The sequence below is a fragment of the Zhongshania aliphaticivorans genome (assembly GCF_902705855.1).
GTDB lineage: Bacteria > Pseudomonadota > Gammaproteobacteria > Pseudomonadales > Spongiibacteraceae > Spongiibacter > Spongiibacter aliphaticivorans_B.
This window is the reverse complement of the sequence record NZ_CACSIJ010000012.1, coordinates 505,346-527,351: the sequence shown is the minus strand read 5'-3', so window position 1 is coordinate 527,351 and position 22,006 is coordinate 505,346. Positions and strand designations below refer to the sequence as shown.

Annotated in this window: 36 protein-coding genes; 2 read left to right on the top strand and 34 right to left on the bottom strand. The window is 49.3% G+C overall.

All coding sequences use genetic code 11. The features are described from left to right. Positions 1-89: 89 nt before the first annotated feature. From GVJ32_RS09510 to GVJ32_RS09410, 21 genes are all read right to left on the bottom strand, one after another. The gene (locus tag GVJ32_RS09510) at positions 90-653 is read right to left on the bottom strand and encodes a DUF3486 family protein (RefSeq protein ID WP_159239802.1); all 564 of its coding nucleotides are present in this window, start codon (positions 651-653) and stop codon (positions 90-92) included. 1 nt (position 654) lies between these two features. Next, positions 655-951 carry a VpaChn25_0724 family phage protein gene (locus tag GVJ32_RS09505; RefSeq protein ID WP_159239801.1) on the bottom strand — a complete coding sequence of 99 codons (297 nt, stop codon included), beginning with the start codon at positions 949-951 and terminating at the stop codon, positions 655-657. Continuing rightward, positions 948-1,325 carry a DUF2730 family protein gene (locus GVJ32_RS09500; protein ID WP_159239800.1) on the bottom strand — a complete coding sequence of 126 codons (378 nt, stop codon included), beginning with the start codon at positions 1,323-1,325 and terminating at the stop codon, positions 948-950. The genes GVJ32_RS09505 and GVJ32_RS09500 overlap by 4 nt, the downstream gene beginning before the upstream one ends. Further along, entirely contained in the window at positions 1,322-1,543 is a 222-nt protein-coding gene (locus GVJ32_RS18220; protein WP_200841384.1) for a TraR/DksA C4-type zinc finger protein, read from the bottom strand. Before GVJ32_RS18220 ends, GVJ32_RS09500 begins: the two co-directional genes overlap by 4 nt. Further along, entirely contained in the window at positions 1,530-1,796 is a 267-nt protein-coding gene (locus GVJ32_RS09490) for a hypothetical protein (RefSeq protein ID WP_159239799.1), read from the bottom strand. Before GVJ32_RS09490 ends, GVJ32_RS18220 begins: the two co-directional genes overlap by 14 nt. Next, positions 1,796-2,170 (bottom strand): hypothetical protein, encoded by a 375-nt coding sequence (locus GVJ32_RS09485; RefSeq protein ID WP_159239798.1) that lies wholly within the window; start codon positions 2,168-2,170, stop codon positions 1,796-1,798. The genes GVJ32_RS09490 and GVJ32_RS09485 overlap by 1 nt, the downstream gene beginning before the upstream one ends. Further along, on the bottom strand, positions 2,155-2,811 hold the full coding sequence (locus GVJ32_RS09480; protein ID WP_159239797.1) for a transglycosylase SLT domain-containing protein: 657 nt from the start codon (positions 2,809-2,811) through the stop codon (positions 2,155-2,157). Before GVJ32_RS09480 ends, GVJ32_RS09485 begins: the two co-directional genes overlap by 16 nt. Further along, the gene (locus GVJ32_RS09475; RefSeq protein ID WP_159239796.1) at positions 2,808-3,113 is read right to left on the bottom strand and encodes a putative holin; all 306 of its coding nucleotides are present in this window, start codon (positions 3,111-3,113) and stop codon (positions 2,808-2,810) included. The genes GVJ32_RS09480 and GVJ32_RS09475 overlap by 4 nt, the downstream gene beginning before the upstream one ends. Positions 3,114-3,288: 175 nt before the next feature. Continuing rightward, positions 3,289-3,789 carry a hypothetical protein gene (locus GVJ32_RS09470; RefSeq protein ID WP_159239795.1) on the bottom strand — a complete coding sequence of 167 codons (501 nt, stop codon included), beginning with the start codon at positions 3,787-3,789 and terminating at the stop codon, positions 3,289-3,291. 19 nt (positions 3,790-3,808) lie between these two features. Continuing rightward, positions 3,809-4,195, bottom strand: a complete 387-nt coding sequence (locus GVJ32_RS09465; protein ID WP_159239794.1) for a Mor transcription activator family protein — start codon at positions 4,193-4,195, stop codon at positions 3,809-3,811. Between the two features lie 84 nt (positions 4,196-4,279). Beyond that, positions 4,280-4,714: a regulatory protein GemA gene (locus GVJ32_RS09460; protein ID WP_159239793.1), complete on the bottom strand. Its 435-nt coding sequence runs from the start codon at positions 4,712-4,714 to the stop codon at positions 4,280-4,282. Continuing rightward, positions 4,707-5,141 (bottom strand): hypothetical protein, encoded by a 435-nt coding sequence (locus GVJ32_RS09455; RefSeq protein WP_159239792.1) that lies wholly within the window; start codon positions 5,139-5,141, stop codon positions 4,707-4,709. Before GVJ32_RS09455 ends, GVJ32_RS09460 begins: the two co-directional genes overlap by 8 nt. Continuing rightward, a complete protein-coding gene (locus GVJ32_RS09450) occupies positions 5,131-5,400 on the bottom strand; it encodes a hypothetical protein (RefSeq protein ID WP_159239791.1) in 270 nt (89 codons plus the stop codon). Before GVJ32_RS09450 ends, GVJ32_RS09455 begins: the two co-directional genes overlap by 11 nt. Continuing rightward, the gene (locus GVJ32_RS09445; RefSeq protein ID WP_159239790.1) at positions 5,397-6,014 is read right to left on the bottom strand and encodes a DUF3164 family protein; all 618 of its coding nucleotides are present in this window, start codon (positions 6,012-6,014) and stop codon (positions 5,397-5,399) included. Before GVJ32_RS09445 ends, GVJ32_RS09450 begins: the two co-directional genes overlap by 4 nt. After that, positions 6,004-6,282 (bottom strand): hypothetical protein, encoded by a 279-nt coding sequence (locus GVJ32_RS09440; protein WP_159239789.1) that lies wholly within the window; start codon positions 6,280-6,282, stop codon positions 6,004-6,006. The genes GVJ32_RS09445 and GVJ32_RS09440 overlap by 11 nt, the downstream gene beginning before the upstream one ends. Then, positions 6,279-6,623 carry a hypothetical protein gene (locus GVJ32_RS09435; RefSeq protein ID WP_159239788.1) on the bottom strand — a complete coding sequence of 115 codons (345 nt, stop codon included), beginning with the start codon at positions 6,621-6,623 and terminating at the stop codon, positions 6,279-6,281. Before GVJ32_RS09435 ends, GVJ32_RS09440 begins: the two co-directional genes overlap by 4 nt. A 1-nt stretch (position 6,624) precedes the next feature. Beyond that, the gene (locus GVJ32_RS09430; protein ID WP_159239787.1) at positions 6,625-6,864 is read right to left on the bottom strand and encodes a hypothetical protein; all 240 of its coding nucleotides are present in this window, start codon (positions 6,862-6,864) and stop codon (positions 6,625-6,627) included. Next, the gene (locus GVJ32_RS09425) at positions 6,861-7,085 is read right to left on the bottom strand and encodes a hypothetical protein (protein WP_159239786.1); all 225 of its coding nucleotides are present in this window, start codon (positions 7,083-7,085) and stop codon (positions 6,861-6,863) included. The genes GVJ32_RS09430 and GVJ32_RS09425 overlap by 4 nt, the downstream gene beginning before the upstream one ends. Then, positions 7,079-7,408 (bottom strand): hypothetical protein, encoded by a 330-nt coding sequence (locus GVJ32_RS09420; protein ID WP_159239785.1) that lies wholly within the window; start codon positions 7,406-7,408, stop codon positions 7,079-7,081. Before GVJ32_RS09420 ends, GVJ32_RS09425 begins: the two co-directional genes overlap by 7 nt. Positions 7,409-7,419: 11 nt before the next feature. Then, on the bottom strand, positions 7,420-8,376 hold the full coding sequence (locus tag GVJ32_RS09415) for an AAA family ATPase (RefSeq protein ID WP_159239784.1): 957 nt from the start codon (positions 8,374-8,376) through the stop codon (positions 7,420-7,422). Between the two features lie 107 nt (positions 8,377-8,483). Further along, the gene (locus tag GVJ32_RS09410) at positions 8,484-10,409 is read right to left on the bottom strand and encodes a DNA-binding protein (protein ID WP_159239783.1); all 1,926 of its coding nucleotides are present in this window, start codon (positions 10,407-10,409) and stop codon (positions 8,484-8,486) included. Between the two features lie 87 nt (positions 10,410-10,496). On the opposite strand from GVJ32_RS09410, the gene GVJ32_RS09405 reads away from it, so the two are divergent. Continuing rightward, positions 10,497-10,763, top strand: a complete 267-nt coding sequence (locus tag GVJ32_RS09405; RefSeq protein ID WP_159239782.1) for a hypothetical protein — start codon at positions 10,497-10,499, stop codon at positions 10,761-10,763. Here the strand turns inward: GVJ32_RS09405 and GVJ32_RS09400 are convergent. The 4 genes from GVJ32_RS09400 to GVJ32_RS09385 are packed head-to-tail and all read right to left on the bottom strand — an operon-like array spanning position 10,741 to position 12,024. After that, a complete protein-coding gene (locus GVJ32_RS09400) occupies positions 10,741-10,995 on the bottom strand; it encodes a hypothetical protein (protein WP_159239781.1) in 255 nt (84 codons plus the stop codon). The two genes, GVJ32_RS09405 and GVJ32_RS09400, sit on opposite strands and share 23 nt — an antisense overlap. After that, positions 10,992-11,183 (bottom strand): hypothetical protein, encoded by a 192-nt coding sequence (locus GVJ32_RS09395; protein WP_159239780.1) that lies wholly within the window; start codon positions 11,181-11,183, stop codon positions 10,992-10,994. The genes GVJ32_RS09400 and GVJ32_RS09395 overlap by 4 nt, the downstream gene beginning before the upstream one ends. 29 nt (positions 11,184-11,212) lie before the next feature. Then, the gene (locus GVJ32_RS09390; protein WP_159239779.1) at positions 11,213-11,653 is read right to left on the bottom strand and encodes a hypothetical protein; all 441 of its coding nucleotides are present in this window, start codon (positions 11,651-11,653) and stop codon (positions 11,213-11,215) included. After that, positions 11,650-12,024: a helix-turn-helix domain-containing protein gene (locus GVJ32_RS09385; RefSeq protein WP_159239778.1), complete on the bottom strand. Its 375-nt coding sequence runs from the start codon at positions 12,022-12,024 to the stop codon at positions 11,650-11,652. The genes GVJ32_RS09390 and GVJ32_RS09385 overlap by 4 nt, the downstream gene beginning before the upstream one ends. 123 nt (positions 12,025-12,147) lie before the next feature. Between GVJ32_RS09385 and GVJ32_RS09380 the strand changes: the two genes are divergently transcribed. Further along, entirely contained in the window at positions 12,148-12,912 is a 765-nt protein-coding gene (locus GVJ32_RS09380; protein ID WP_159239777.1) for a helix-turn-helix domain-containing protein, read from the top strand. 179 nt (positions 12,913-13,091) lie between these two features. Here the strand turns inward: GVJ32_RS09380 and GVJ32_RS09375 are convergent, their stop codons facing one another. The 9 genes from GVJ32_RS09375 to cyoA form a co-directional block, all read right to left on the bottom strand. Beyond that, on the bottom strand, positions 13,092-13,541 hold the full coding sequence (locus GVJ32_RS09375; protein WP_200841383.1) for a response regulator: 450 nt from the start codon (positions 13,539-13,541) through the stop codon (positions 13,092-13,094). Then, positions 13,534-15,066: a PAS domain-containing sensor histidine kinase gene (locus GVJ32_RS09370; protein WP_159239776.1), complete on the bottom strand. Its 1,533-nt coding sequence runs from the start codon at positions 15,064-15,066 to the stop codon at positions 13,534-13,536. Before GVJ32_RS09370 ends, GVJ32_RS09375 begins: the two co-directional genes overlap by 8 nt. Before the next feature lie 132 nt (positions 15,067-15,198). Continuing rightward, entirely contained in the window at positions 15,199-15,771 is a 573-nt protein-coding gene (locus GVJ32_RS09365; protein ID WP_159239775.1) for a response regulator transcription factor, read from the bottom strand. Between the two features lie 4 nt (positions 15,772-15,775). Further along, positions 15,776-17,080: an ATP-binding protein gene (locus GVJ32_RS09360; RefSeq protein WP_159239774.1), complete on the bottom strand. Its 1,305-nt coding sequence runs from the start codon at positions 17,078-17,080 to the stop codon at positions 15,776-15,778. An 87-nt stretch (positions 17,081-17,167) separates the two neighbouring features. Next, positions 17,168-17,896 carry an SURF1 family protein gene (locus GVJ32_RS09355; protein ID WP_159239773.1) on the bottom strand — a complete coding sequence of 243 codons (729 nt, stop codon included), beginning with the start codon at positions 17,894-17,896 and terminating at the stop codon, positions 17,168-17,170. Positions 17,897-17,929: 33 nt separating this feature from the next. After that, positions 17,930-18,298, bottom strand: a complete 369-nt coding sequence (gene cyoD / locus GVJ32_RS09350) for a cytochrome o ubiquinol oxidase subunit IV (RefSeq protein ID WP_159239772.1) — start codon at positions 18,296-18,298, stop codon at positions 17,930-17,932. After that, complete coding sequence (gene cyoC, locus GVJ32_RS09345; protein WP_159239771.1) at positions 18,295-18,927, bottom strand: cytochrome o ubiquinol oxidase subunit III; 633 nt, start codon at positions 18,925-18,927, stop codon at positions 18,295-18,297. Before cyoC ends, cyoD begins: the two co-directional genes overlap by 4 nt. Before the next feature lies 1 nt (position 18,928). Next, positions 18,929-20,923, bottom strand: a complete 1,995-nt coding sequence (cyoB, locus tag GVJ32_RS09340; RefSeq protein WP_159239770.1) for a cytochrome o ubiquinol oxidase subunit I — start codon at positions 20,921-20,923, stop codon at positions 18,929-18,931. Between the two features lie 78 nt (positions 20,924-21,001). Then, positions 21,002-21,967 carry a ubiquinol oxidase subunit II gene (cyoA, locus tag GVJ32_RS09335; protein ID WP_159239769.1) on the bottom strand — a complete coding sequence of 322 codons (966 nt, stop codon included), beginning with the start codon at positions 21,965-21,967 and terminating at the stop codon, positions 21,002-21,004. Positions 21,968-22,006 lie beyond the last annotated feature (39 nt).

Sequence of the window (22,006 nt, the reverse complement as noted above, 5' to 3'; positions counted from 1 at the left end):
CAAGCCTCTAATAAAAGCCGCAGCAACTATTGCAAAAGCGATATCGCCACAACCATCGACAATTGCTTGGGCAATGCTTAATTCATCCATTACGCGATTCCTAGAATTTTGTTCTTAATCGTCTGAACGGCTTCAGCACTTAAGCCAGCTTCTTTAGCAACCTTTTCCGTCTCGGTGGCGGCTTGGTCTGCAAAGGCCTTGCGGATCTGCTGCTCACGTTTGGCATTCATTTCAGCGGCGCGAGACAGTCGCTGAATAGCCAAAGCGATGTCTTTCATTTCTTCAGGATCAATCAACTCATCGTCTGCAGCTTCAGCAGCCTTAAGTGATATTTTGAATAGCACACCTTGCATCATTTCAGTTACCAGCTGCATAACGTCGCTTGTTGGCTCATCACCAAAACGCGCCATCCATGCGTTGGCTATTTCGCGAGTCTCGCGCAGCTTTGCACCCACTGATTCCATGCGGGTGCTATAGCGGTTAAGACCACTGCGGCTAAGCTGATCGTCTTCCGGCAGCAGCTTATTGATATGGTCTAAAATTTCCTGCTGGGTACGACTGCCATCTCGCAGCAACTTATCCAGCGCCTGCTTAATGTTGTCAGGTAACTTTTCAACTTTAGACGGGCGGCCCCGCGTGCGACGGTCTGCCATATCAATCACTCGGCCCAGGGCGCTTAACACCCGGCACTTGCGCATTGCCTGTCGCTACATCTGCGCCACGGCCGGTTAGCTTGGCAACAAGCACACTGGCCATCTGATGCGTTTTAACTAAACCTTGCTCTTCTAACCAAGCTAACTCGGTGTGAATTAGATCGCGACCCGGATGGTGACCAAAGTCCGCCAAGGCCGTTTTTAATATTGAGCTGTTCAGATCGTAGCCTTGGGCCTCGGCCAGTAAGCGCAAAATCACAAGGCGACGATCTTCTTGTATGTGCTTTTGATAGTTCATTTTCTATCGTTCCCCTTCATTAAAAGGAATTCATTAATTAAGCCAAGGGTGCGGTTAATGCCGCTTAATTCGCCCTGCACCGCGCTCATGGTATTCGCCACAGCGTTCACTTTTTCATGTACTGCGGACATTTCGTCGTGCCCAGGCAGGTGCGATAAATCCTTTTCTAATGAATCCACTCGACGCTCCAAGGCATTTGTTGTCTTCAGAAAATCGGCTTCTATCTTCTCGATATTGTCATCGACTTCTTCGATAGATTTCTTGGTCGCCCTAGACCGATTAGTCCACCAAACATATACAGCAACGCCGGCCATAAAAATGAGTTGCGCAAGATCGAACCCAAATCGCGCTGCATCCCAATTAATATTGTTCATGCCCAGTGCCGCTCCTTTTGTTCTTTTAATGACTGGCACTCAATGCACAGGTCTGCGTTTACTGCTTTGCGTCTGGCGGGCGGTATCTCAAAACCACACTCTTCGCATTCAGAGGCACCGCTACCGCGTGACGCCATTTGCTGTTTGTGCTTTGCCAGCGCTGTATCAATTTCGCCTTGCGCTAATTTTGCAGCGCGTTCGTAATCACTTTCGTCCACAGTTTTCTATCACCCATTTATCTACGGCATCGACCCTGAGCCAGCCACGCCACGCCCACTGATGCAACTTGCTGATATACATCGCCACGTCTTGTTGGCTGTATTCGTTTTGCGGTATTGCGGGTGAGTCTTCAATGTTTAATAAGCCAGCTGGCACTTGGCAAAGAATCGGCGCAGGTGGAACCGATTGGGCCGTAATACCAGCGCAGCCGGCAAGGATCAGCATTGACATCACAATTAAAACGCTACGCATTACGGCAAGCCCTCTATGGCATTGCGCAATACCGGCGCAACGGGGCCGTCGTCACGTGGCGGCGAATCAGAGATAGTTTGTTGTTGAAGGGTGTAGCTACGCTCGCGCTCTGCTAATACTTTTTGCAGGTTACGAACAGATTCGTTTGCAGCTTCACGCAATGACTCTTGCTTATCGGCTCGGCTTTGATACGCCAATGCGGCATCGCGCCAGTGATCCCGCTCGGCGATTAATGAGCCGACTTTTTGGTCTTTGGCTTGTAACAAATCTTGCAGACTGCCAGTGCGCCAGCCGTGATAAAGCACTGCGCCAATAGCAAGCAATATCGCAACAGCGGTGCTGTTACCCAGAACGGCACCTACAATGCGAAGCATGTGGCCCCCTTAGCACCGGCAGGCCAACCAGCGGCGATATAGCGCGGTTCAAGGTTGTTTAAAATACGATTAACGTAGTGACGGTTTTCTTTAAATGCAGAGGCAGATCGGGTGGAGTACTTCTCCACCGAACCAAACCAAACGTCAGAACAATGACCGGCGCTCTCAGCTTGTCGCCGGTCGCGGCTAATCCAGCCGGGGCCACCGTTGTAGCCACTAAGCGTAAAAGCCCATTTGTCACATTGGGGAATATCCCTCGCGTGCCACGGCTTCACACGCTCACGAATGTGGCGGTCATAACGCAGCATCGCCCGCATTGCCCAGCCGGGGGAATACGGTGCGGCCGTGCCGAGATCGGGATAAATTTCTGCTATCCACTTTGCTGTCGCCGGCGTGAACTGAGACAAGCCTACTGCGTAAGGACTTTTAGCATCAGAACGCCAAGAACTTTCTTGATGAATTTGCGCCGCAAATAATGCGACAGGCGCCGCAAGCCCCATCTCTTGCTGGCTGATGCGGGTAAGATCTCGTCGGTAATGATCGGCGCGCTCAGGTATTTGCGCATAGGCAGACAGACATAAAAATAAAGCTAATATAATTAGCGCGGCAAACGTGATATTAAAAACCCGCGACCACGTCATACGCCAAGCCCCAGCGCCAAGATTGAAGCAGCAATAATAATTGCGCGGCGAATCATTGCCGCCGCTAAGGCATGTACCTGCGACGTCGTTAGCGTGCTGGTAATTAATGCGTGCGGGCGGCAGTAATGGAATACCGATCTATCAATCCAATACCCGAGGTAAGCACCTAGCGACAGCTTAGTCAGAGACCACACCAGCACGCCTATTTGGTATGGCGCAACAAAGGCAATAATGCAGGTAAAAACCAAAGCCAAAAACAGCCAAGGCCAAATACGCAATTTGTCAGTTACATGATTAAACACCTCAAGTCTCCAGTCGTTGGTTACGATGCAGATTTGAGATTAAAGATTTAGAAGGGTTTAAATCAGGTGAAGCGCTTCAGCTGCTGAGGTGTTTTGCGGGGAATGGTTGGCATAGTAGCGGGGAATCGGTGGGCCGTAAAGCGGCCCACAATTCACATAAAATCAGAACGTACTATTACTTCTTTTCCGTTGAGCGCCTAAACTCATTTATTTGAAAGTCTCTCCTATCAATTTCGCGCCCAAAATCAGAGACGATAATAAGCAATGAATCACCATCCGCATCAAAATGTACCTTCCTCTGGTAATGCACCGCTGAATCGACAGCGTGATAAAGCTCGATCTCGTCACTATCTTGCTTGGAGACGTTGCAATGATACATTCTACTTGCCGCATCATCTTCAGAAATAACGCCCACTGAATATAATTTTCCACCGACAAGAGGCGTCGATCTAATTTCCGGCACCGACACTTTTAGCAAAGTTGCGGCGGCAGCCTTACAAATATGCAAGGTATAAAACTGACCCTTACTGTCTTTATTTCCACCAAAAAAAACTAGCAACGCAGCAATGCCGATAATAGCAAGCCCGATTCCGCCTATTACTTTCAACACCGCATTACCGCCAAACAACAAAGCCAAGAGAATTATAAATACCAGAACAACCAGTAAAGTTAACATCGCATCACCTCCGTATTATTTAAAGCAACTCCTGCTGCGGCGACTCTTCCTCTTCGCCGCCTGCGAGTATCGCGTAAATCTGCCGCTCTGTTAAGCCATGCGACAGCGCTAGTTTTTTGGTGCTAGCACCACCGGCGCGCTGCGCTCTAATGCTTGCGTCTCGTACAGCGCGTACGGCAGCAATACAGCGCGGTAACAGTAGTTGCTCGCCGCCAAATCGTTCCGCTAACGCAAAGCCATTATGATGACCTAGCATCGCAACAACAGGGTGTTCGGGCGTTATAGCTTCGGGGATATAAAGACGAGTACCGCCAAGATGTTCGACCAGGCGCAGCGTCGCATCGATGCCGATCACATCGATCACTTCGCGTAGGCTGCCGGGCAGCTGTTGAACATCAAGCCTCACTGGCTTCCCCGTGATTGATGCGCACAATAGACCAGGCAAAAAAACAGCCGAGGATCTCGACCACTGAAAACACAAATATTAGATTCATGATTCCTTCCCTTTTTTGCGTTCTTGAAAATACCAAAGCGCCGCAACGATTCGGTTGAGCTGGTCTGGCTTGCACCACACCAACTTCTCAACTTTGCAAATGCGTTTAGCGAGGGCATCACCATAGGCTTCGTCGCGGCCTGCGTCGTATAACTGGGCGCGTACTTTGCCAATTTGTGCAGCGGTAGCTTTAGAGGGCTTGGGGCGATACCTGGTCGATTCAAAACCAAGACGCTTCATGTGATCCAACACCGCAGCGCGACCACTAGCGTCTAAATCACGAGCGCTACGCACTCGACCAACGGCCCACAGCATTGAGCGGTAAGGGCTGTCTGGGTCTTTATCTTTGGTATCCAGACCGAGCCTATTTGCGCCCATGTGGATTTTGGCAAGCTCAGTGCCGCGACGGTCGCGTGTGGGTTTGTTAGCCATTGGCTTTCACCGGCTCTGCGACTAGCTCTAAGCCGTCGATCTTTTTGAATTGGCGAACTAGGCTGGCAGCGGTTTTGAAGTCGGGGCTCCAATATTCATTAACCTTATCCATGTTCGGGAAAACACGCCGTGCTTCACGTGCTCCAAAAGCTTTTATCATTCTCTTTTTTTTAGCCGGCGAGTATAAGGCTCTGCTGAACTTGCGCCAGACTTGCTTAACGATAGGATCGTATATCGAATCGGCATCACCGAAGTGCCAAGCCGATTTGATCCTTTCATCAATGAACACAACCAAGCAAAACTGATTTTCTTTAACAAGCTGCTTGTTGATTGTTATTTCATGCCCACTTAACGTGAATTTAACATGCACGTAAAAGCCCATTAAACGCTCTTCAATCTCGGCCCACTGCTCTTTACTAATGCTCATTGGTAGTTGCCTCCCAGACCAGCCTGCAGTCGTGATCGAAGAAAAACTCGTAAAAGGATTTGCCGTCATGCGTGCGCAGCCCAGCATCTGGGAACAGCTGATGCAGACTTTCGTGGCTGCTAAGCTGAACCGTCACGCGCTGCGCTGTTGCAGTGAGCTTTTCAACCTTGACGCCCGCTTTATTGATGCGCGAATACAGCGGCTGTATCAGTTGATACAAGCGCATCGATATCGCCACGTTGTGCTCACCAGCACTCATAGCGCTGCGATGTCCAGAGCAAGTGGGCGATATTGATCGCTAGTGCCAACGCGCTTGTAAACGCGCACGTAGACTGTTGCGCCAACCGAATGTATCGAATCTTTAATAGCTTCCATTGCGCGCTTCCAGCCTTCATCAGCAATTTCATAGCGCATTAAATTCAGCACTTCTGACGTCTTAATTTGGCCATGACCATTGGTAAGGAATGCTTGATCAACCAGCACCCTGATATTGGCGTTTGCACCTTCAGACCAGCCCACAATGCATTGGTTGATCAGCTCGCGTGCGGCCTCCAGTTCTTCGGTGAACGCGATGCGCTCAGCGTAAGTTCGAGTGACTTTGTACTCGCCGTCATAGGTGCACAAACTGACATTGCCTTTTTTGCCGCCAATCTTTACTTGGTATTTGTCGGCAGCGATCGCAACCATGTCAGCGATATCGGCCAAGGCTCTTTCTTTGAATGCCGCAATGCGGTCATGCAACTCTTCGGCTTCCATTGCCAAACTGCGGGCCACGTCGTCGCGCAGTTTGTCGTGTTCGCGGATCTGCTCGGTTGGTACCAAGTGACCAGCTGAGTTACGCGCATAGCCTTCGGGTATGGTGTCAGTGTTCATGATGCTCTCCTTTCATAATCGTTACGCGTTCGGACGGGCGCGCCATACTTAGCCGAGACGCCAATTTCTGGTTACGCACAGGCACATTATTTAAATCCAGTATTTTCTTGATCTGATAGTCAGTTGCACCGTGCTCATGCGCTAAACGATTAACACTGGCGCCAGCGTTGTAATCGTTAAGAATTCTGTAGCAGTCAATATCAGAGCATTCGCGCCTTCTAATCGTTTTAACGTGCAGCTTTGCTATTTCAAATTTTGAAAGAATCATGTCGGCAACCTCAGCTGCCCGCGCAGATCCGGCAATGATTCACGCCGCATGGCGGCAACCTGTTCCAAAGAGCACATGGCTCGGTCGAATAAATAACTGCAGCTGCGCACCAGTTCTAACTCAGTACTCGCTAAGAAATAACCCGAGCCTGGATGCGCGCAGACGTGGTGGCCAGATTTACGGAGCGACACTACTGCAGCTCTAATCGCTCGTTCATCACCCGAAGAAACCAACAGTGAGTCGGTCACTTCTTGGGCTAGTTTGGTAACGCTCACGCCGTTGTCTTCGCCGATATGGCGAGATAAAACAAACAGCACACGATCAGGGCTAATGTCGCTCATGCTAGGCCTCCAAGGTCTCAGTAACGCGCAATAGATAAACCGGCCGCTGGTTCTCGCAGCGACCAACCCAGATCAAACGATTACAAATAACCAACTCCATCACCGCTGCCTGCACTTGGTCGTGTGGCATATTCAAAGCCTCTGCCAAAGCGGCACTTCCCATTGGCAGGTCTCTGTCTTCCATCACGGCAACAACTTGAGCGGCGATATTGTTAAGATGGTTTTTAAGGTCTGGATTCATTTCGATAAGCTCCATATACCAATTTCACCGTCAAAACTGACCAGCCTAAAATGCAGTCCTAAGCAGTGCGGACACTGCACAACCGAATCCCACGGGTCATCTTCTAGCGGTGGCTGCAATGCCAGCAAATCGGCATTACAGTCTGGGCAAAGGTAAGGTACCAACGGCACACGTTCGGCTTTGGCACAGCGCATTAAATGGTTGTATTTATCCACTAACATGCCCGCACCCTCCGCGTGAAATCGCTTTTGCGCGAACGCTTTGGGCGACAGTGGTGGCGCAGAGGCTCTATGGCTGCGCCATTGCGGTGTGGCAGTTCATCGACCTCGGCTTCAACACGATCCACCTCAAAGCCGATCGCATCCAAACGGGCTTGTACTGCACGTTGCGCCGGCAGCAGCGGGCGATGCTCGTTTTCATATTTGATTTCGTATCGTTCAGGCGCAGCAAGGTATTGCTCAAACGTCACACCGTGCGCCGACAAACCTAAGCGGATAAACCGTTCGCCGTAGTGGCTAATATAATTAGGGTGATACATGCTCATAGCCTTGCCCTCTATTCGCCGCCAAGATCGCGCCATGCGGCTTTAATGTCGGCACTGTTAATATCCCGACCTTCGCCAGCGGCAAACATAGAAGCCATGCGCAACACTTTCGTCATGCCGCGCAATGCGCCGGGCTTGCTCGCTATTTCATGTAGCGCAGTACGGCAATCGTTAAAGTCGATTTTCCACGCCTTTATCAATGTATCGATATCGGCCTTAGTTGAACGGGTTAGCTTTACGCGCTTACCAATCCGCGAGAAAAGCCGGTCCAAATAGGCAGCACGGTTGCCACCGGTCATGCGGCTGTACACGGCCTCATTGCCAACCAGTGCGATACCAATGCCGGTCTTGTCGTGGATAGAGCGAATGTCTTCCAATGCGTTAATAGACAAGTGCTGAGCCTCATCAATGACAAGCAGGCCAGCGGATCCGGTGATGCGCTTAATAATCGCGCGGCGTAATTTAGCCGCTCCGCCGGCTGCATCCATGTCCAACGCATCAACCACTTCTTCAAGGGCTGTAGCATTTGATGCAGTACACGAACTCATTGTCGCCACCCAGACGTTAGGAGAAAGCCGTTGGTACTGTTTAATCGCAGAGGTTTTACCAAGCCCCGCGCCGCCGTAAACAACCGATATATCACCCGCAAGCTGAGCGTAACCGAGGGCTGAAATAATCCGTTCAGCCGATGGTGTAGCAACCCACTCAGGCGCTTTAGGGAAGGCCTTAGATTCCTGCTTGCGAACCTTGTACGCGTCAATCCAGCGAGCAATTGCCGCTTCTACTTTCATCGTGTTCCCAGGGTAGTGGCCATTTATCCACTGACTCATCACCGTGTTACCCACGCCGCTCTGACGAACAATCTCCGCCTGAGAAAGTTTCGGGTCTTCTTTCTGCAGAGCGGCTATTTCCGCTCGCAGATCACGGTTTTCACAATCGCTTGAAACTAGATTTACGGCACTATTCATGGTACTTTCCTCTTCGCTTTGTGGCCCTTTATTGGGCATTTCTAAAACTGGCGGGGCTGCAATCCCCGTCAGTTTTACTTTTCTTAAACAGCAACTTCCCCGCAGCGTTAATCATTCTCACGCCCCCGAACATTCACCATATCTAGTGAGTCCGCCAAAAAATTCTTGTGGTAGTCGGCGACATAGCTATTGAAGAGCGCTGACCTTTCTTGGTTTTCTTCGTCGGAGTCAGGTGCATCAATATGCGTTGTAGGCTTATGTGTCAGCCCTGGCGACAAGGCAGCAATATCTGCAGTCGGAATATCTCGCGCACTCGCAGCCTCTAGACGGTAATTGGCTATGTCGCGCTCTTTGCGTTTAATGGCCGCAGCTTCCCTGTTTAGGCGGCTGTGATTAACCATCGAGGCAGACATATATGGCACTACATTACCGTCGCGCTCGGCCACACAAATAAGCCGTTCTTCGCTGTCCATTATTGCAACGCGGTCGCCCGCTGTGGGGTGAATGCAGACCGCCACTTTCTGGCCGTGATAGCTGCGCAGCTTGTCGTGAAAGTAACGTCCCCAAGGCAAGGTAACTTCGCCGCGGTCAACTTTGCGCACCTCTTGAAACAGAATGTCGTACAGCCCGTCGCCTTCTAGCACGGTAGGCTTCCAGCCTTCATTCACCGCATTAGCCCAAGCTTGATTCGGAGAAATCTTCCCAGGCAGGCTGCCATGCGAACGGTCGTTATATTCTTCTAGCGCCTTGCGGGCGCAGTCCAAAAAGTCGGTCCACTCCATCAAGTTCTCGCCTGTTTTGTTGGCAAGTTTTAGGGCCTTTCTTGTGCGCTCTTCGTCAGAGTCATCATTGACGTAAGTGTCGAAGGTGCGAGCCAAGGGTACCCAAACCGAACTATTAAGCCGCTCAATCAAACCCCGTGACTGGGCGCGATACGCTTGCGAAAAACACATCTGCGAGCCTATGCGGCCCATCACGGCACGATGCATGTCGCCGCGGTAAGCACCGTTGTCTGAATAATGTATGGCAGGTACGCCGCACTCAGGGTTAAGCACCATGTCCCGCAAGGCAGACCAAATCGCAACTTGGCTCTCTGCCAGCCAACAAGAAAACCCAATGGCTTTGCGCGTTCCCACGTCAACATAGGTGGTAATTTCAGGCCGTATTTTTAGCCGGCTATTCATCGGGTTTTTTACGTAGGCTTTAAACAAGTGACCGTCAACGGTCACCACATCCATCGGCCATAAACCATCGGTGGACCGGCGAACAAAGGGCTGTACTGAGCGTAGTGCGTTGCGACCTCGACGGCCCCATTGCGCCACCTCGGTAGGTAGCTCTTGTATTTTTCGCTGAGCGTGGCGCTTACTTGGTGCGGTAATATCGGGGTAATAGTCATTCCAGCTACGCACACATTCAGTAATGCTGGAGTTAGGCATTTCGACCTGGAACAACCTTAGTAATGGAGCCACCCAAACTGGCTGCGGTGCAGGTGCACGGGTTTTGGGTGCAGTGCTAACGGCACCCTTGTTGCGGTCGCGCAACCAGGCGTACAAGGTAGCGCGGTTAGGAATGGCAATTTTTCGGCTGCCTTTTTTGGCGTTAGCCAAGGTAAGCAGCGCTAACCTTTCATCAGATAACTCACCGGAATTTGCAAGCTCAATAAGCTGCAATATCGCTTGGCGGTTTTTGACATCAAACGTCATCGCAATTTCATCAATCATTGCGCACACCGCCAGCCGTGCATTCATAACCTCGCGCTGCTGAGCCGTTAGCTCCTCAATACGACGCTCATCAGCGGGCTTTACAGGCTTGCGCACAGCGGGCACCGTTGTGCTAGCAACAGCCATACGCAAAATATGATTGCGGGTGGCTTCTGGTAAGCTGGAGAGGTGGTATTCTTTGCCGCCGCCGCGAGCAGCTCGTGCACGGGCTTTCCAGTCGTTGCGTTTGGCGGCCAAGCTAAGCCCTTGAGTCGTGCCAGGCAGTCCTGGTAGACCAACTAGCTCGGTTGCGGCAAACCACTCTTTACTCATACCAGCGCCCCTACAAAATGGCGGGAACCCTGAACCCTGCTAAACTGCTTATCGCCAAACAAACTAGCCCACCAAGGAGGGTTCCCAATGAAGGAAAGTAAAACTGCTGAACAAATAGCCGATGAGATTCTGAAAAGGCAAAATGAAACGCTTGCCAAAGGGCGTGAAAGGTTAGGCCCAAGAAAAATCGGCGAGCACGTAATAAAGGTGCTAAAGCCAGGCAAAGAACTGGATGTCGACTTGCTTCTCAGCAGCCTTGCTGAAGAGGTTAACGACCCCAATAGCAGTGACCAAGCACTTGCGCAGTGGGCATTCGACAAAGTAAAGGAACTCACAAATCAACCCTCTGACTAGCAAAACGGCGCGCCTCCATAAGCAAGGCCAAACAGCAGCCTTGCTCGATATCGCTTGCTTGGAGGTAGCGTATCAATGCCGTCTTCGTTTCTTCGGTAAGGATTGCTAACGCGCAGTCGACGGGTATCTCGGTGACCCTCGCAACCTCATTAGCTAACTCTAAAAAAATGGCCTCGGCATCGAAAACTCGCCGACAATCCTCCGCCTGTAATGTTTGCAAATCAGCACTCATACCAGCACCTCCACTTTCCGCGAAACGTCGTAGTCACTCAGAGGCGTAGTGCCGTCATCATCAGCCCCGTTCTGGCCTGCAAAGCCAGGGAACCGGAAATAGCTCACAGCCTTACGGCCACAGCAGGCGGGGTCGCGCCGAATAAACACAGCCTGACTCTTCTTGTCACCAGAGTGCGTAACAAGCACTCGGTCTCCAGTTCGCAACGCAGTAGGTCTCATTCCATCACCCCCATCTGTTTCTTCAATTCCTTAATCTTCCGAGCAGCTTCTTCCTTCAGGCGCTCAAGCTTTCCCAGCTCCGCATTCAAGGCATCGCGGCCAATCAGCAGGCGCCCGCCGCGCACTCCTGCTAGCCAATTGGTAATAAGGTGGCTGTTACAGGCTTCTTCCAGCGCCGGCACAACCCAAAGCGGCAAATTGAACTCGTCACGCCCCTCAGAGCTGTAGGCGTCCAGCATGTATTTAGAGACTTCTTTGCCAGTGAGCCGTGAACAAGCGGCAGCAATGTCGTAGCGGTCGCCTTCGGCACCTTTCAGCATCACCCCAACCAAACCAGCTACTGTTGAGCGATAGTTAAGGCCTGCAGGAATGGCGGCTGCAGGCTGCGGAACCTCAAACAAATCGAGGGTGACCGTATCCTGAATGCGGCGGCTCATGCGCTCACCTGTCTATCGTTTGTGTGATTGCTGACATTGCGCCGCTTGCGTTTGCGTGTATCCTTGTTGACACATTTATTTGGTGACCCGGGCGGCCTGCCAACACCCCTTACTATTAGCGGTGTGCCGTCTAGGTCGTAGCGCTCAGGCCATAAGGCCTGAACAGGCAGCCCCACCGCATCCGCAAGGATCTGCTCCATGCGCGGGTAGCGGCGTTCAAAGGCTTGCCGTGGTGCCGTGCGCTCATAGCCATGCTCACGAGCCACAGATGCGAAGGTTTGACCCTTCAGGCTGAGTTGAAAAATGACCCAGGCCCGGCGCTTTATCGGGTCCTGAATAAGTTGTTTTGTTGCGTCGTCTATAGTCTTCATGGATATAGATACTATTCCTATAGGAATTAAATGTAAACCCTTTAGTGTTATTTCAACTTAGAATTATTCCTATGGGGCGATCCTTTATAATTATTTCCTTGTAAATCAAAGCGATATATTAAGATGAAACAAGATATAAAAGCTGAATCATCACATTCAACTTGTAATGCGGAAGTTGAATGCGGGATAACCTCCAGACTTCTAACCCTAAAGGGTGAGTATTCTGAAAGTAAATTTGCGCGAAAGTGTAATATCCCAATTAGCACAATGAGGAAATATCTGAGCGGTTCAATGCCAGGGTTAGATAAGGCCTTACAGATATCTGAAGCCTTAGGGGTAAATATTCAGTGGCTATCTACGGGCAAAGGCCCTAAATGGGCATCTGAAAGCCAAGAAGAAGGCGCGCGTGAATCTAGCATTGATCATAGCGACGATTTGTATTGGTCTGATTCCAAATCTGAGCAAGCGATTATCGACCTGCTTGAAAGTACTGAGAAGGAGTTGAATAGGGTCGGTCAGTTTCCGGTCACGGAGGCTGAACTCAATAAAAATCAAATACTTAGAGACGCCAAATTTCAACTTAGTGTTTTATATAGCAGTCCCGGTATGTATCCAGAGCTAAAGGGCCAAATTGAACTTATGCTGCGCCTGGCATTTGCGGATCCTGCAATAGAGAGAAGTGCAGCGGATGCGATGAAAAAAACTCATACTCGTTTGAAGCGCGCATCTATGCTAATAGAGACCGTTTCGGAAGCCATAGGATGGGAGCCGCCGCTCGATATCAAGGAAGCAATGAAAACAGCGATCTTTAACGATGATTTGTCTGAAGAAACTGTATTGCGCCTGATGGACGCGATTTACAGAGCCATTCAAAAAGGCAACGATTAAAACTCATTTAAACAAGGCTTGAACGCTTTTTACGTGTTCCTTTAAGGTCGTGAAAAACTAGGCGCATTTCTTGATTTAGTTCCAAATACAGTAAAAGTGTCGCGAAAACGTGTTTTTCCAAAAGTCCTATTCAGCTAGACCCCATTTGCTTCAATGCCGCGTAAACCGTAACGCTCCCGTCAGCTCCAGCCTGTTCCCGCTTGTTTCCGGTTTGTCGCATACTTCATGGCTTCATACACATAGTGATTCCGCCAAATCGTTCTAATATCGTCGCCTAATGTCATTGGATTGAAAGGCTTGGTAATAACGCTTTCAGCCCCGAGTTTTTTCAGTTTAGTTATTTCTTCCGTTTGCGCTTTGGCTGTAATGAAAACGATAGGGATATGTTTAAATTTGTCCAGCGCCTTTATTTTAGTAAGTATTTGCGGGCCATCCATTCCTGGCATCATGACATCGAGTAGTACTAATTGGGGCTTAAAGTCATTGATAGCCTCAAGGCCTTCATTTCCATCTTTACATATTTTTACATTAAAACCAGCAACTTGCGTGAGCGCAATTTCAGCGACAAGACGAATGTCAGGTTCGTCTTCAATATACATTAGTCGTTCAAGTTGTGTTATGTCACTCACTATGATGCCCTTTGTGTGAACCTTCAAGTATGCTCAGATCTATATAGAATTCACTGCCCTTATCCGGCGTGGAAATGAATGAGAGTGCTCCGTTGTGCTGTTCTACAATGGCTTTAGATATATGTAGCCCTAAGCCTGTACCATTCATTTCTCGTTTGTCTGATGTGTCTGCCTGGGTGAATTTATCAAAGACTCTATTCTGGAAGTCGTTTGGTATGCCTCGCCCTTTGTCAGATACCGCTATGCGGACGGAGTTATCGACTTTGTATGCGCTGATTTCAACTACGGAATTTTGATTAGAAAACTTGGCGGCATTAGACATTAGATTGCTCATGACTTGCATAAGGCGGTCTGGATCAACATTGATGTATAGAGAATCAGGACATTGCTTTAATATGAATTTGACCTGATGTTTTTCGGCATAGGCTTGATTGTCGAATATGGCAGTTTCGAGAAAGGGTTTGACTCGAATATCCTGCCGATTGAACTGCATTTTTTCTGATTCAATTTTTGATATATCGAGAATATCATTAATCAACAAAAGCAGACGGTCGCTATTCTTATGTGCAATATTGATAAGCATATCTGCTTGGCTAGATTTTTTATCTATTGCACCGCCAATAATCAGTTCTAATGACGCCTTAATCGAGGTTAGCGGGGTGCGAAGTTCATGGCTTACGGTGGCGATGAATTCGTCTTTAATTTGTTGTTCGTGAACTCGTCGCATAGCGCTACGCAGTTGGTCTTCCGTTTCTTTGCGCTCAGAGATGTCGCGAACGATGCCTGTGAACATACGCTGGCCATTGACCTCCATCTCACTAATAGCGAGCTCTAGCGGGAATGTGCTGCCGTTCTTCCGCAGGCCTGTGACCTCTCGGCCTATACCAATAATTTGTTTTTCGCCTGTGCTGAGGTAGTTATTTAGATATTGATCGTGCTCCGCTCGGTATGGGTTGGGCATGAGCATAGATACATTTTTGCCCGAAAGTTCATCTAACCTGTAGCCGAAAATTTTTTCCGCCGCCGGATTTACCGTTTCTATAAGGCCGCGATCACTGATGGTAATAACGCCGTCTACAATCGTGTCTAGAATTGCTTTAGTACGAGCTAATAATTCCCGTAGTTTTTCTTCAGTGTCTTTGCGTTGTGAGATGTCACGTACGATACCGGTAAACATCCTTTGGCCGTTTACCTCCATTTCGCTGATCGCAAGCTCTAAGGGAAAGGTGCTTCCGTCGCTACGGCGGCCAGTTACTTCGCGACCAATACCAATAATTTTTTTATTGCCGGTGTTGAGGTAATTTCGCAAATAGCCGTCATGTTCGTGCTGATAGGGTGCAGGCATTAACATAGACACATTTTTGCCTATGAGTTCTTCTTTTTTATATACAAAAATATTTTCTGCTGCGGGGTTCACGGTTTCGATGAGACCGTGATCGCTGATGGTGATAACACCGTCCACAATCGTGTCTACTATCGCTTTAGTTCTCGACAGTAAATCGTTAACGGCGTCTTTACTGCTCATTTTTGGCCGCGACTTAATGGGCTGTTCATGGCATTTATATCGATTGAATAAGGGATTATTGAATCTATACACTTTGCGTGGGCGGGTGAACACGGAAAAGTACTTACAAACTTAGCTAAGTCCTTGAATAGCTTACTTTACCTGCTGCTTTGCGAGTTTTCTGGCCAGAGTTCGTCTGTGCATGCCTAGCCTTCTCGCCGTTTCTGAGATATTAAAGCCCGTTTCTGCCAGCGTTTCGTGTATGCGTTCCCATTCTAAGGTTTTGATTGACGTTGCGCGGCCGCGAATCTTGACCCCTACATTGCCTTCTGCATTGTTAAACGCGGTCTCTATATCATCGGTATTTGATGGTTTGGCTAGATAATGGCAGGCCCCAAGTTTTACCGCTTCAACGGCGGTGGCGATACTCGCATAGCCAGTTAGAACGACGATAAGCATTTCTGGATCGTGTTTGTGCAAGGCTTGTACGCAGGATAGACCAGAGGCTTCGCCGTCAAGTTTTAGGTCTACTACCGCATAAGCCGGCGAATGTGTTTTTAATAGTAGCTGTGTGGTCTCTAGGCTATTGGCGTTGATCACTGTGTAACCCCGCCGCTCAAACGAGCGTCCTAGAGTTCGTGCAAAGGCGGCATCGTCTTCTATTAGCAGAAGGGGTGGCGAGCTAGGCTCCGTAGGTGCGGCAGTGTGATCAATTTGGTCTGACATCGAATTAAACCTCCTTTAGTCGGAGTGCATCAATGGGGAGGCGAAGGCTGATTTCCGCTCCTCGATTTTCAAGGTTTCTAGCGCTAACTTGCCCGCCTAAAATGCGGGCAACATTGAAAACCAAAAATAAACCCAGTCCGCTGCCCGGTCTACCCTTGGTAGATTGATAGGGTTGTCCGAGGCGATTGAATACTTCCTTTGCAAAGCCAGGGCCGCGGTCAAAAACTTGAATAAGCAGCATATCCTCGTCGCGGCTAAGGTCTAGCCCAACCCAATCCGGTGACGCTTCTAAGGCATTGTCGAGAAGATTGCAGATAGTCTGTTTTAAGACGGTATCAGAAGCGATATCGACATCTTCTCCAAAGCGATTTTGGAAGTTGAATTCACGTACTTTTCTTGTGCTTTTCCACTCGTTAACGAGTCCATTAAAGAAATCACAAACGCTAGTTTCCTCGGATGATTCGCCGCGGGTTTCGCCTGCAGACATAAGAATACCACTGACGATGGTTTTACAGCGCTGGAGCTGGGTTTGCATCTCGGTAATTTCTTCGTAAAGATCAGGGTCGGAATTTAGCGAGGGCATATGGCGCCAATCACCAAGGATTACTGAGATTGTAGCAAGCGGTGTTCCAAGCTCGTGGGCGGCGCCCGACGCTAACAAGCCCATGCGTAATATGTGTTCTTCCTCTGCTGCGCGTTGGCGCAGTTCAGCTAATCGTGCGTCGTGCTCTCGGTGGGTGCGATTAATCCGGTTAATAAACACCACTAACAAGGCGGCGTTAAGTACCAAACAAATTAGCATTCCCTCTACATAGTAACTTCGTATACCTAAATGGTAATCCTGCGGCAAATCAAGTGGTCGCCCAGCCTCGGCAAGCCAAAGAAAACACAGTGTTGCAACGCCGAGCAATGCCCAGGCAAAGGAGGGGGCTAAGAGTACGGCGGCGAGTCCAACTTGCAGTAAATACAGGAATACAAAGGGGTTGGTTGCTCCACCGCTCAAGTAAAGTTGAATGGTGAGTGTGCCCATGTCTACTAACAGGCCCATGAACAACTCGGCGGTTCGCACCCGATGTTTGAGGCGCAGTCCTAATTCATTAAATGCATTAAACAGGGCAAGTCCTGCCAATACGCTGAGCATGACTTGTAAGGGTAGCTCAACACCAAAACCGTAGTGGGTGAGCAGGATGGTTAGGAGCTGTCCGAGCACGGCCAACCAACGCAGTTGCACGAGTTGCCGCATATGCTTGCCGAGGGTATCGGCATCGCTGCTTTCAAACTGAATGTACTGGCGTATATCGTCGGTCATTGAAGTGCGCTTATTGTCATCGTTATCTTATTGCTGGATTAGGCACAGTATACCTATGAGTGTGGCAATGTCGCAGCCAGCCTTACATCACGACTTTCCGCGTTCTTCTCTAATTACAATTAGGCCTGCGACTACCACCATTGCGGCGAGGCCGTACCACGTGATGGCATAAACTAAATGGCTGTTATGGAAGTTAATAATGGTTAGGCCGCCAATCGGATGTTGTTGGTTTTCGCCTAGCGGGCGTGAGTTGTCCAGTGCGCTTTTTTCAATATCGATAAAGAACGGCGCAGCAACAATATTGTGTTTGGTGGCTAGTGCCTGCGTGTCTCGAGAATACCAACGGTCGGCACTTGGGTCATTGTCACGAAGTACACTGCCTTTGGGTTCGCTTAGGCGGAGTAGACCAATGACCTGCTGCTGGCCCGCTGGCGGGCTTGAGGCTTTAACGCCCTGAGTGATAAAACCGCGGTTAATATAGACGACGCTATTGTCTTGCGTTTTGAAGGGGGTGAGCACCCAATAGCCGCTGCCATGTTCCGTTGCCGCAACAACCAATGTGTCTTGATCGGGAGCATAGCTGCCGGTGAGAAAGACTTTTCGATACTCATCGCGAGCTTTAGTGATGTTTGCCCAGTCTTCGTGTTTCGGTGCGGCCCCAGCTTGGGCGTGAACCCGTTGCTCGACCCGCTGTATAAGATCTAGCTTCCATGTACGTCGCTCAAGCTGCCAGTTGCCAAGTGCAATAAAACCAATAAATGCGATCAGTCCAAAAGTTGCAAACCCCAATTTCGTCATGGTCTGGCGTTTAAGCATAGGTCACCAAGGCGATTATTTGATCACTATTAATTAGCTACTGCCGGTCATCATGCCCGGCATCATATTCACGTTCATGTGGTACATCACCCAGAGCGAGCCGGCTAAAGTAATAAACAAAAGCACCACCGTAAATATTAGCGACAACATATTCCAGCCGCCTTCGGAGTGAAAGTTCATGTGCAAAAAGAAAATCATGTGCACTAGAATTTGCACTAAGGCAAAGCCAAGAATGACGATGACCGTCGCATTACGTGAACTGAGTACATCCGCCATCACTAACCAGAAGGGGATGGCGGTGAGTATGACTGAGGCCATAAATCCAATCATATACCCACTGAAACTGCTGTGTGGGCCTTCTTCTTCGTGATGTTCCGAGCTGTGTAAATGATGTTCGCTCATGACATTGATCCCATAAGATAAACAATGGTGAATACGCCGATCCAAACCACGTCAAGAAAGTGCCAGAACATGGATAGGCAGAATAAGCGGCGGCGGTTGGCGGTGGTAAGCCCGTGCTTCTTTAGTTGTACCAGCAGTGTGACTAACCAAATTATACCGAAGCTAACGTGCAGACCGTGGGTGCCGACCAAGGTAAAGAATGATGATAAAAATGCGCTGCGCTGTGGACCTGCACCTTGGTGAAGTAGGTGGTAGAACTCATATAGTTCTAAGCCTAGAAAGGCCGCGCCGAACACGCCGGTAATGGCTAGCCAAATAATAGTGCCGTTTAGTTTGTTCTGTTGCATTTGCAACATTGCAAAGCCGTAGGTGATCGATGAGAAAAGTAAAAAGCTAGTGTTGATGGCCACTAGGGGAAGGTCGAATAAATCTGCCCCAGTTGGTCCACCAGCAAAGTTTTGGCTTAACACGCCGTAGGTTGCAAATAGCGCTGCGAATACAAGGCAGTCGCTCATCAAGTACAGCCAAAAGCCTAGCAGAGTGCCATTGGCGACGTGGTGTTCGCCGCGTTCTAAAAACTCGAATTTACCAGATTCGCCGGCGGCGGGTATTACTGCAGAATGTGACATCTCAGGCCAGTACCTCTGTGCGTTGGGCTTCAGTACGAGCGACTTCTTCGACGGGAATATAGTAGTCGCGCTTGTAGTTGAAGGTATGGATGATGATGGTGACAATTAAGCTGGTAAAAGAAAGGCCGGCTAGCAGCCACATATGCCAGATCATCGCGAAGCCGAATACGGTGCTGATGCCGGCAACAACAATTCCCGCCGCCGTATTTTTTGGCATATGGATGGCGAGGAAGTCGCTTGTTGGGCGCACAAATCCATTCGCCTTCATATGCCACCACGCATCGTTGTCATAAACCTTTGGTGTAAATGCGAAGTTGTATTTTGGTGGTGGTGAAGAGGTTGACCACTCCAGCGTGCGGCCATCCCAAGGGTCGCCGGTTTCGTCGCGCAGTGAATCGCGCTTTTTGTAGCTGACGTAAAGTTGGATTAAGAAGCAGGCGATACCTAAGCCAATTAATACCGCGCCGCCCAAGGCAATTTGGAACCAGATCTGCAATGACGGATCATCAAAATGACTCATACGTCGAGTTACACCCATAAATCCGAGCATATACAGCGGCATAAAGGCGAGGTAGAAGCCGATGAACCAGCACCAGAATGACGCCTTACCCCAAAATGGATCGAGCTTGTAGCCAGTGACTTTGGGATACCAGTAAGTAATAGCAGCGAAGGTGCCGAATACCACGCCACCAATGATGACATTGTGGAAGTGGGCAATAAGGAACAAGCTGTTATGCAGTACAAAGTCAGCAGGTGGCACAGCTAATAACACCCCAGTCATGCCGCCAATGACGAAGGTAATCATAAAGCCAATCGTCCACAACATGGGAACATCAAATTTGATGCGACCACGGTACATAGTGAACAGCCAGTTAAATATTTTCGCGCCAGTCGGTATCGAAATAATCATGGTGGTGATACCAAAGAAGCTATTCACCGTTGCGCCGGAACCCATGGTAAAGAAATGATGTAACCATACTAGGTAAGACAAAATGGTGATAACTAGCGTGGCGTAGACCATCGACGAGTAGCCAAAAAGACGCTTGCCACTGTAGGTAGACACTATTTCTGAGAACACACCAAAAATAGGCAGAATTAGAATATAGACCTCTGGATGACCCCAAATCCAAATTAGGTTTACGTACATCATGGCGTTGCCGCCAAGATCATTGGTGAAAAAATTCATGCCTAAATAGCGGTCGAGGGAAAGCAAGGTCATGACCGCGGTAAGCACAGGGAAGGCGGCGACAATCAAAATATTAGTACATAGGGCGGTCCATACAAATACCGGCATTTTCATCATGTTCATGCCGGGTGCACGCATTTTTACAATGGTCACTACAAAGTTAATACCAGAAAGTAGCGTCCCTACCCCTGCTATTTGCAGGGACCAAATATAATAATCTACCCCGACCCCCGGGCTTTGTAATATCCCCGTTAATGGCGGGTATGCTAGCCAGCCGGACTTGGCAAATTCACCTATAAATAGCGATGCCATAACGAGTGCTGCACCCGCTGCCGTCATCCAAAAACTTAAATTATTTAAGAAGGGGAAAGCGACGTCGCGGGCGCCAATTTGCAGCGGCACAATATAGTTCATTAGACCAACGACAAAGGGCATAGCCACAAAGAAAATCATGATGACGCCGTGGGCAGTAAATATTTGGTCGTAATGATGGGGAGGTAAATATCCGGTCGCATCGCCAAATGCCATAGCTTGATGAATACGCATCATGATGGCGTCGGCAAAGCCCCGCAAAAGCATGACAATACCTAAAATCATATACATCACGCCGATGCGCTTGTGGTCAATGCTGGTGATCCACTCCCGCCACAAATAGCTCCACACTTTGTAATAGGTGAGCGCGCCAACAATTGCGCCGCCACCTAATAGAACCATGATAAAGGTCCCTAATATAATTGGGTCGTGAAGAGGGATAGACTCCCAACTGAGTCGACCGAATATCAACTTGCTTAGTTCGAACTGTTCAGACATAAGGATTATCCGCGCCCGCAAGGCTTAGTCAGTGATTCGGAAGAGCACGTGGCGCTTGCTATAAAGATATAAAATGAACTAGTGGGCATGGTGGGTCTCACTTTGCACATTTGATTTTTCCGCAGCGTTTTTGGCACTATGCTGATGAGACATTAAATCCTTCATGCAAATGCTGCCGGGATCTACACAGCGATTCAGAATGGCGTCGTAAAGAGCCGGCGCAACGGAGCTGTAATACTGAACGGGATTGTATTCGCTAGGCTTTTCTAGCTCTTTGTATGTGCTGCGGCTGAGGTCATCACCATCACTTTTAACCTTGGTGACCCAGTGCTCAAAATTACTTTCAGACATACCCAGAAATTTGAAACGCATGCCGTTAAAGCCGGCACCAGAATAGTTTGCAGAAAAGCCGTCGTAGCTACCTACTTCGTTGATCACTGCATGCAGTTGCGTTTCCATGCCGCCCATGGCGTAGATTTGTCCCGCTAAGGCCGGAATATAAAACGAGTTCATCATCGTGGTAGAGGTGATCTTAAATTTAATGGGGCGATCAACCGGCGCGGCAAGCTGATTAACTACCGCAATACCCTGCTCCGGATAGAAGAACAGCCACTTCCAATCCATCGCTACCACTTCAACGATCAAGGGTTCTACGCCCTCGGGAATGGGTTGGCCTTCGCTGATGCGATCTAGCGGGCGGTAGGGGTCTAGTTGATGAGTGCTCACCCAAGTTAAGGCGCCCAAGGCGATAATAATGGCGAGCGGTGCAGCCCAAATTACCAGCTCTAAATTGGTAGAGTGATCCCAGTCTGGTGCGTAGGTCGCGTCTTTGTTAGTCGAACGATAGCGCCATGCAAATAGCAAAGTAAGGACAATGACGGGTACAACGACGATCAACATTAATACCGTGGCCCATACAATCAAGCTCGCCTGCTGGGCGGCGATATCGCCTGATGGAGACATGACTACCGTGTCGCAGCCACCTAGCAACGTTAAGGCAGCGGCAGTAATAGATATTTTGTGCAGAGTTCTGAGAATTGACATCGCCACTCGCAAGTCCAGATGTTAGGAGAGGGTGCAAAC

What these genes read in the sequence shown, in the direction of transcription:
- GVJ32_RS09510 (WP_159239802.1), bottom strand. Translation starts at nt 653, where the DNA reads ATGGCAGACCGTCGCACGCGGGGCCGCCCGTCTAAAGTTGAAAAGTTA.
- GVJ32_RS09505 (WP_159239801.1), bottom strand. Translation starts at nt 951, where the DNA reads ATGAACTATCAAAAGCACATACAAGAAGATCGTCGCCTTGTGATTTTG.
- GVJ32_RS09500 (WP_159239800.1), bottom strand. Translation starts at nt 1,325, where the DNA reads ATGAACAATATTAATTGGGATGCAGCGCGATTTGGGTTCGATCTTGCG.
- GVJ32_RS09490 (WP_159239799.1), bottom strand. Translation starts at nt 1,796, where the DNA reads ATGCGTAGCGTTTTAATTGTGATGTCAATGCTGATCCTTGCCGGCTGC.
- GVJ32_RS09485 (WP_159239798.1), bottom strand. Translation starts at nt 2,170, where the DNA reads ATGCTTCGCATTGTAGGTGCCGTTCTGGGTAACAGCACCGCTGTTGCG.
- GVJ32_RS09480 (WP_159239797.1), bottom strand. Translation starts at nt 2,811, where the DNA reads ATGACGTGGTCGCGGGTTTTTAATATCACGTTTGCCGCGCTAATTATA.
- GVJ32_RS09470 (WP_159239795.1), bottom strand. Translation starts at nt 3,789, where the DNA reads ATGTTAACTTTACTGGTTGTTCTGGTATTTATAATTCTCTTGGCTTTG.
- GVJ32_RS09460 (WP_159239793.1), bottom strand. Translation starts at nt 4,714, where the DNA reads ATGGCTAACAAACCCACACGCGACCGTCGCGGCACTGAGCTTGCCAAA.
- GVJ32_RS09455 (WP_159239792.1), bottom strand. Translation starts at nt 5,141, where the DNA reads ATGAGCATTAGTAAAGAGCAGTGGGCCGAGATTGAAGAGCGTTTAATG.
- GVJ32_RS09450 (WP_159239791.1), bottom strand. Translation starts at nt 5,400, where the DNA reads ATGAGTGCTGGTGAGCACAACGTGGCGATATCGATGCGCTTGTATCAA.
- GVJ32_RS09445 (WP_159239790.1), bottom strand. Translation starts at nt 6,014, where the DNA reads ATGAACACTGACACCATACCCGAAGGCTATGCGCGTAACTCAGCTGGT.
- GVJ32_RS09440 (WP_159239789.1), bottom strand. Translation starts at nt 6,282, where the DNA reads ATGATTCTTTCAAAATTTGAAATAGCAAAGCTGCACGTTAAAACGATT.
- GVJ32_RS09435 (WP_159239788.1), bottom strand. Translation starts at nt 6,623, where the DNA reads ATGAGCGACATTAGCCCTGATCGTGTGCTGTTTGTTTTATCTCGCCAT.
- GVJ32_RS09430 (WP_159239787.1), bottom strand. Translation starts at nt 6,864, where the DNA reads ATGAATCCAGACCTTAAAAACCATCTTAACAATATCGCCGCTCAAGTT.
- GVJ32_RS09425 (WP_159239786.1), bottom strand. Translation starts at nt 7,085, where the DNA reads ATGTTAGTGGATAAATACAACCATTTAATGCGCTGTGCCAAAGCCGAA.
- GVJ32_RS09420 (WP_159239785.1), bottom strand. Translation starts at nt 7,408, where the DNA reads ATGAGCATGTATCACCCTAATTATATTAGCCACTACGGCGAACGGTTT.
- GVJ32_RS09415 (WP_159239784.1), bottom strand. Translation starts at nt 8,376, where the DNA reads ATGAATAGTGCCGTAAATCTAGTTTCAAGCGATTGTGAAAACCGTGAT.
- GVJ32_RS09410 (WP_159239783.1), bottom strand. Translation starts at nt 10,409, where the DNA reads ATGAGTAAAGAGTGGTTTGCCGCAACCGAGCTAGTTGGTCTACCAGGA.
- GVJ32_RS09405 (WP_159239782.1), top strand. Translation starts at nt 10,497, where the DNA reads ATGAAGGAAAGTAAAACTGCTGAACAAATAGCCGATGAGATTCTGAAA.
- GVJ32_RS09400 (WP_159239781.1), bottom strand. Translation starts at nt 10,995, where the DNA reads ATGAGTGCTGATTTGCAAACATTACAGGCGGAGGATTGTCGGCGAGTT.
- GVJ32_RS09390 (WP_159239779.1), bottom strand. Translation starts at nt 11,653, where the DNA reads ATGAGCCGCCGCATTCAGGATACGGTCACCCTCGATTTGTTTGAGGTT.
- GVJ32_RS09385 (WP_159239778.1), bottom strand. Translation starts at nt 12,024, where the DNA reads ATGAAGACTATAGACGACGCAACAAAACAACTTATTCAGGACCCGATA.
- GVJ32_RS09380 (WP_159239777.1), top strand. Translation starts at nt 12,148, where the DNA reads ATGAAACAAGATATAAAAGCTGAATCATCACATTCAACTTGTAATGCG.
- GVJ32_RS09370 (WP_159239776.1), bottom strand. Translation starts at nt 15,066, where the DNA reads ATGAGCAGTAAAGACGCCGTTAACGATTTACTGTCGAGAACTAAAGCG.
- GVJ32_RS09365 (WP_159239775.1), bottom strand. Translation starts at nt 15,771, where the DNA reads ATGTCAGACCAAATTGATCACACTGCCGCACCTACGGAGCCTAGCTCG.
- GVJ32_RS09360 (WP_159239774.1), bottom strand. Translation starts at nt 17,080, where the DNA reads ATGACCGACGATATACGCCAGTACATTCAGTTTGAAAGCAGCGATGCC.
- GVJ32_RS09355 (WP_159239773.1), bottom strand. Translation starts at nt 17,896, where the DNA reads ATGCTTAAACGCCAGACCATGACGAAATTGGGGTTTGCAACTTTTGGA.
- cyoD (WP_159239772.1), bottom strand. Translation starts at nt 18,298, where the DNA reads ATGAGCGAACATCATTTACACAGCTCGGAACATCACGAAGAAGAAGGC.
- cyoC (WP_159239771.1), bottom strand. Translation starts at nt 18,927, where the DNA reads ATGTCACATTCTGCAGTAATACCCGCCGCCGGCGAATCTGGTAAATTC.
- cyoB (WP_159239770.1), bottom strand. Translation starts at nt 20,923, where the DNA reads ATGTCTGAACAGTTCGAACTAAGCAAGTTGATATTCGGTCGACTCAGT.
- cyoA (WP_159239769.1), bottom strand. Translation starts at nt 21,967, where the DNA reads ATGTCAATTCTCAGAACTCTGCACAAAATATCTATTACTGCCGCTGCC.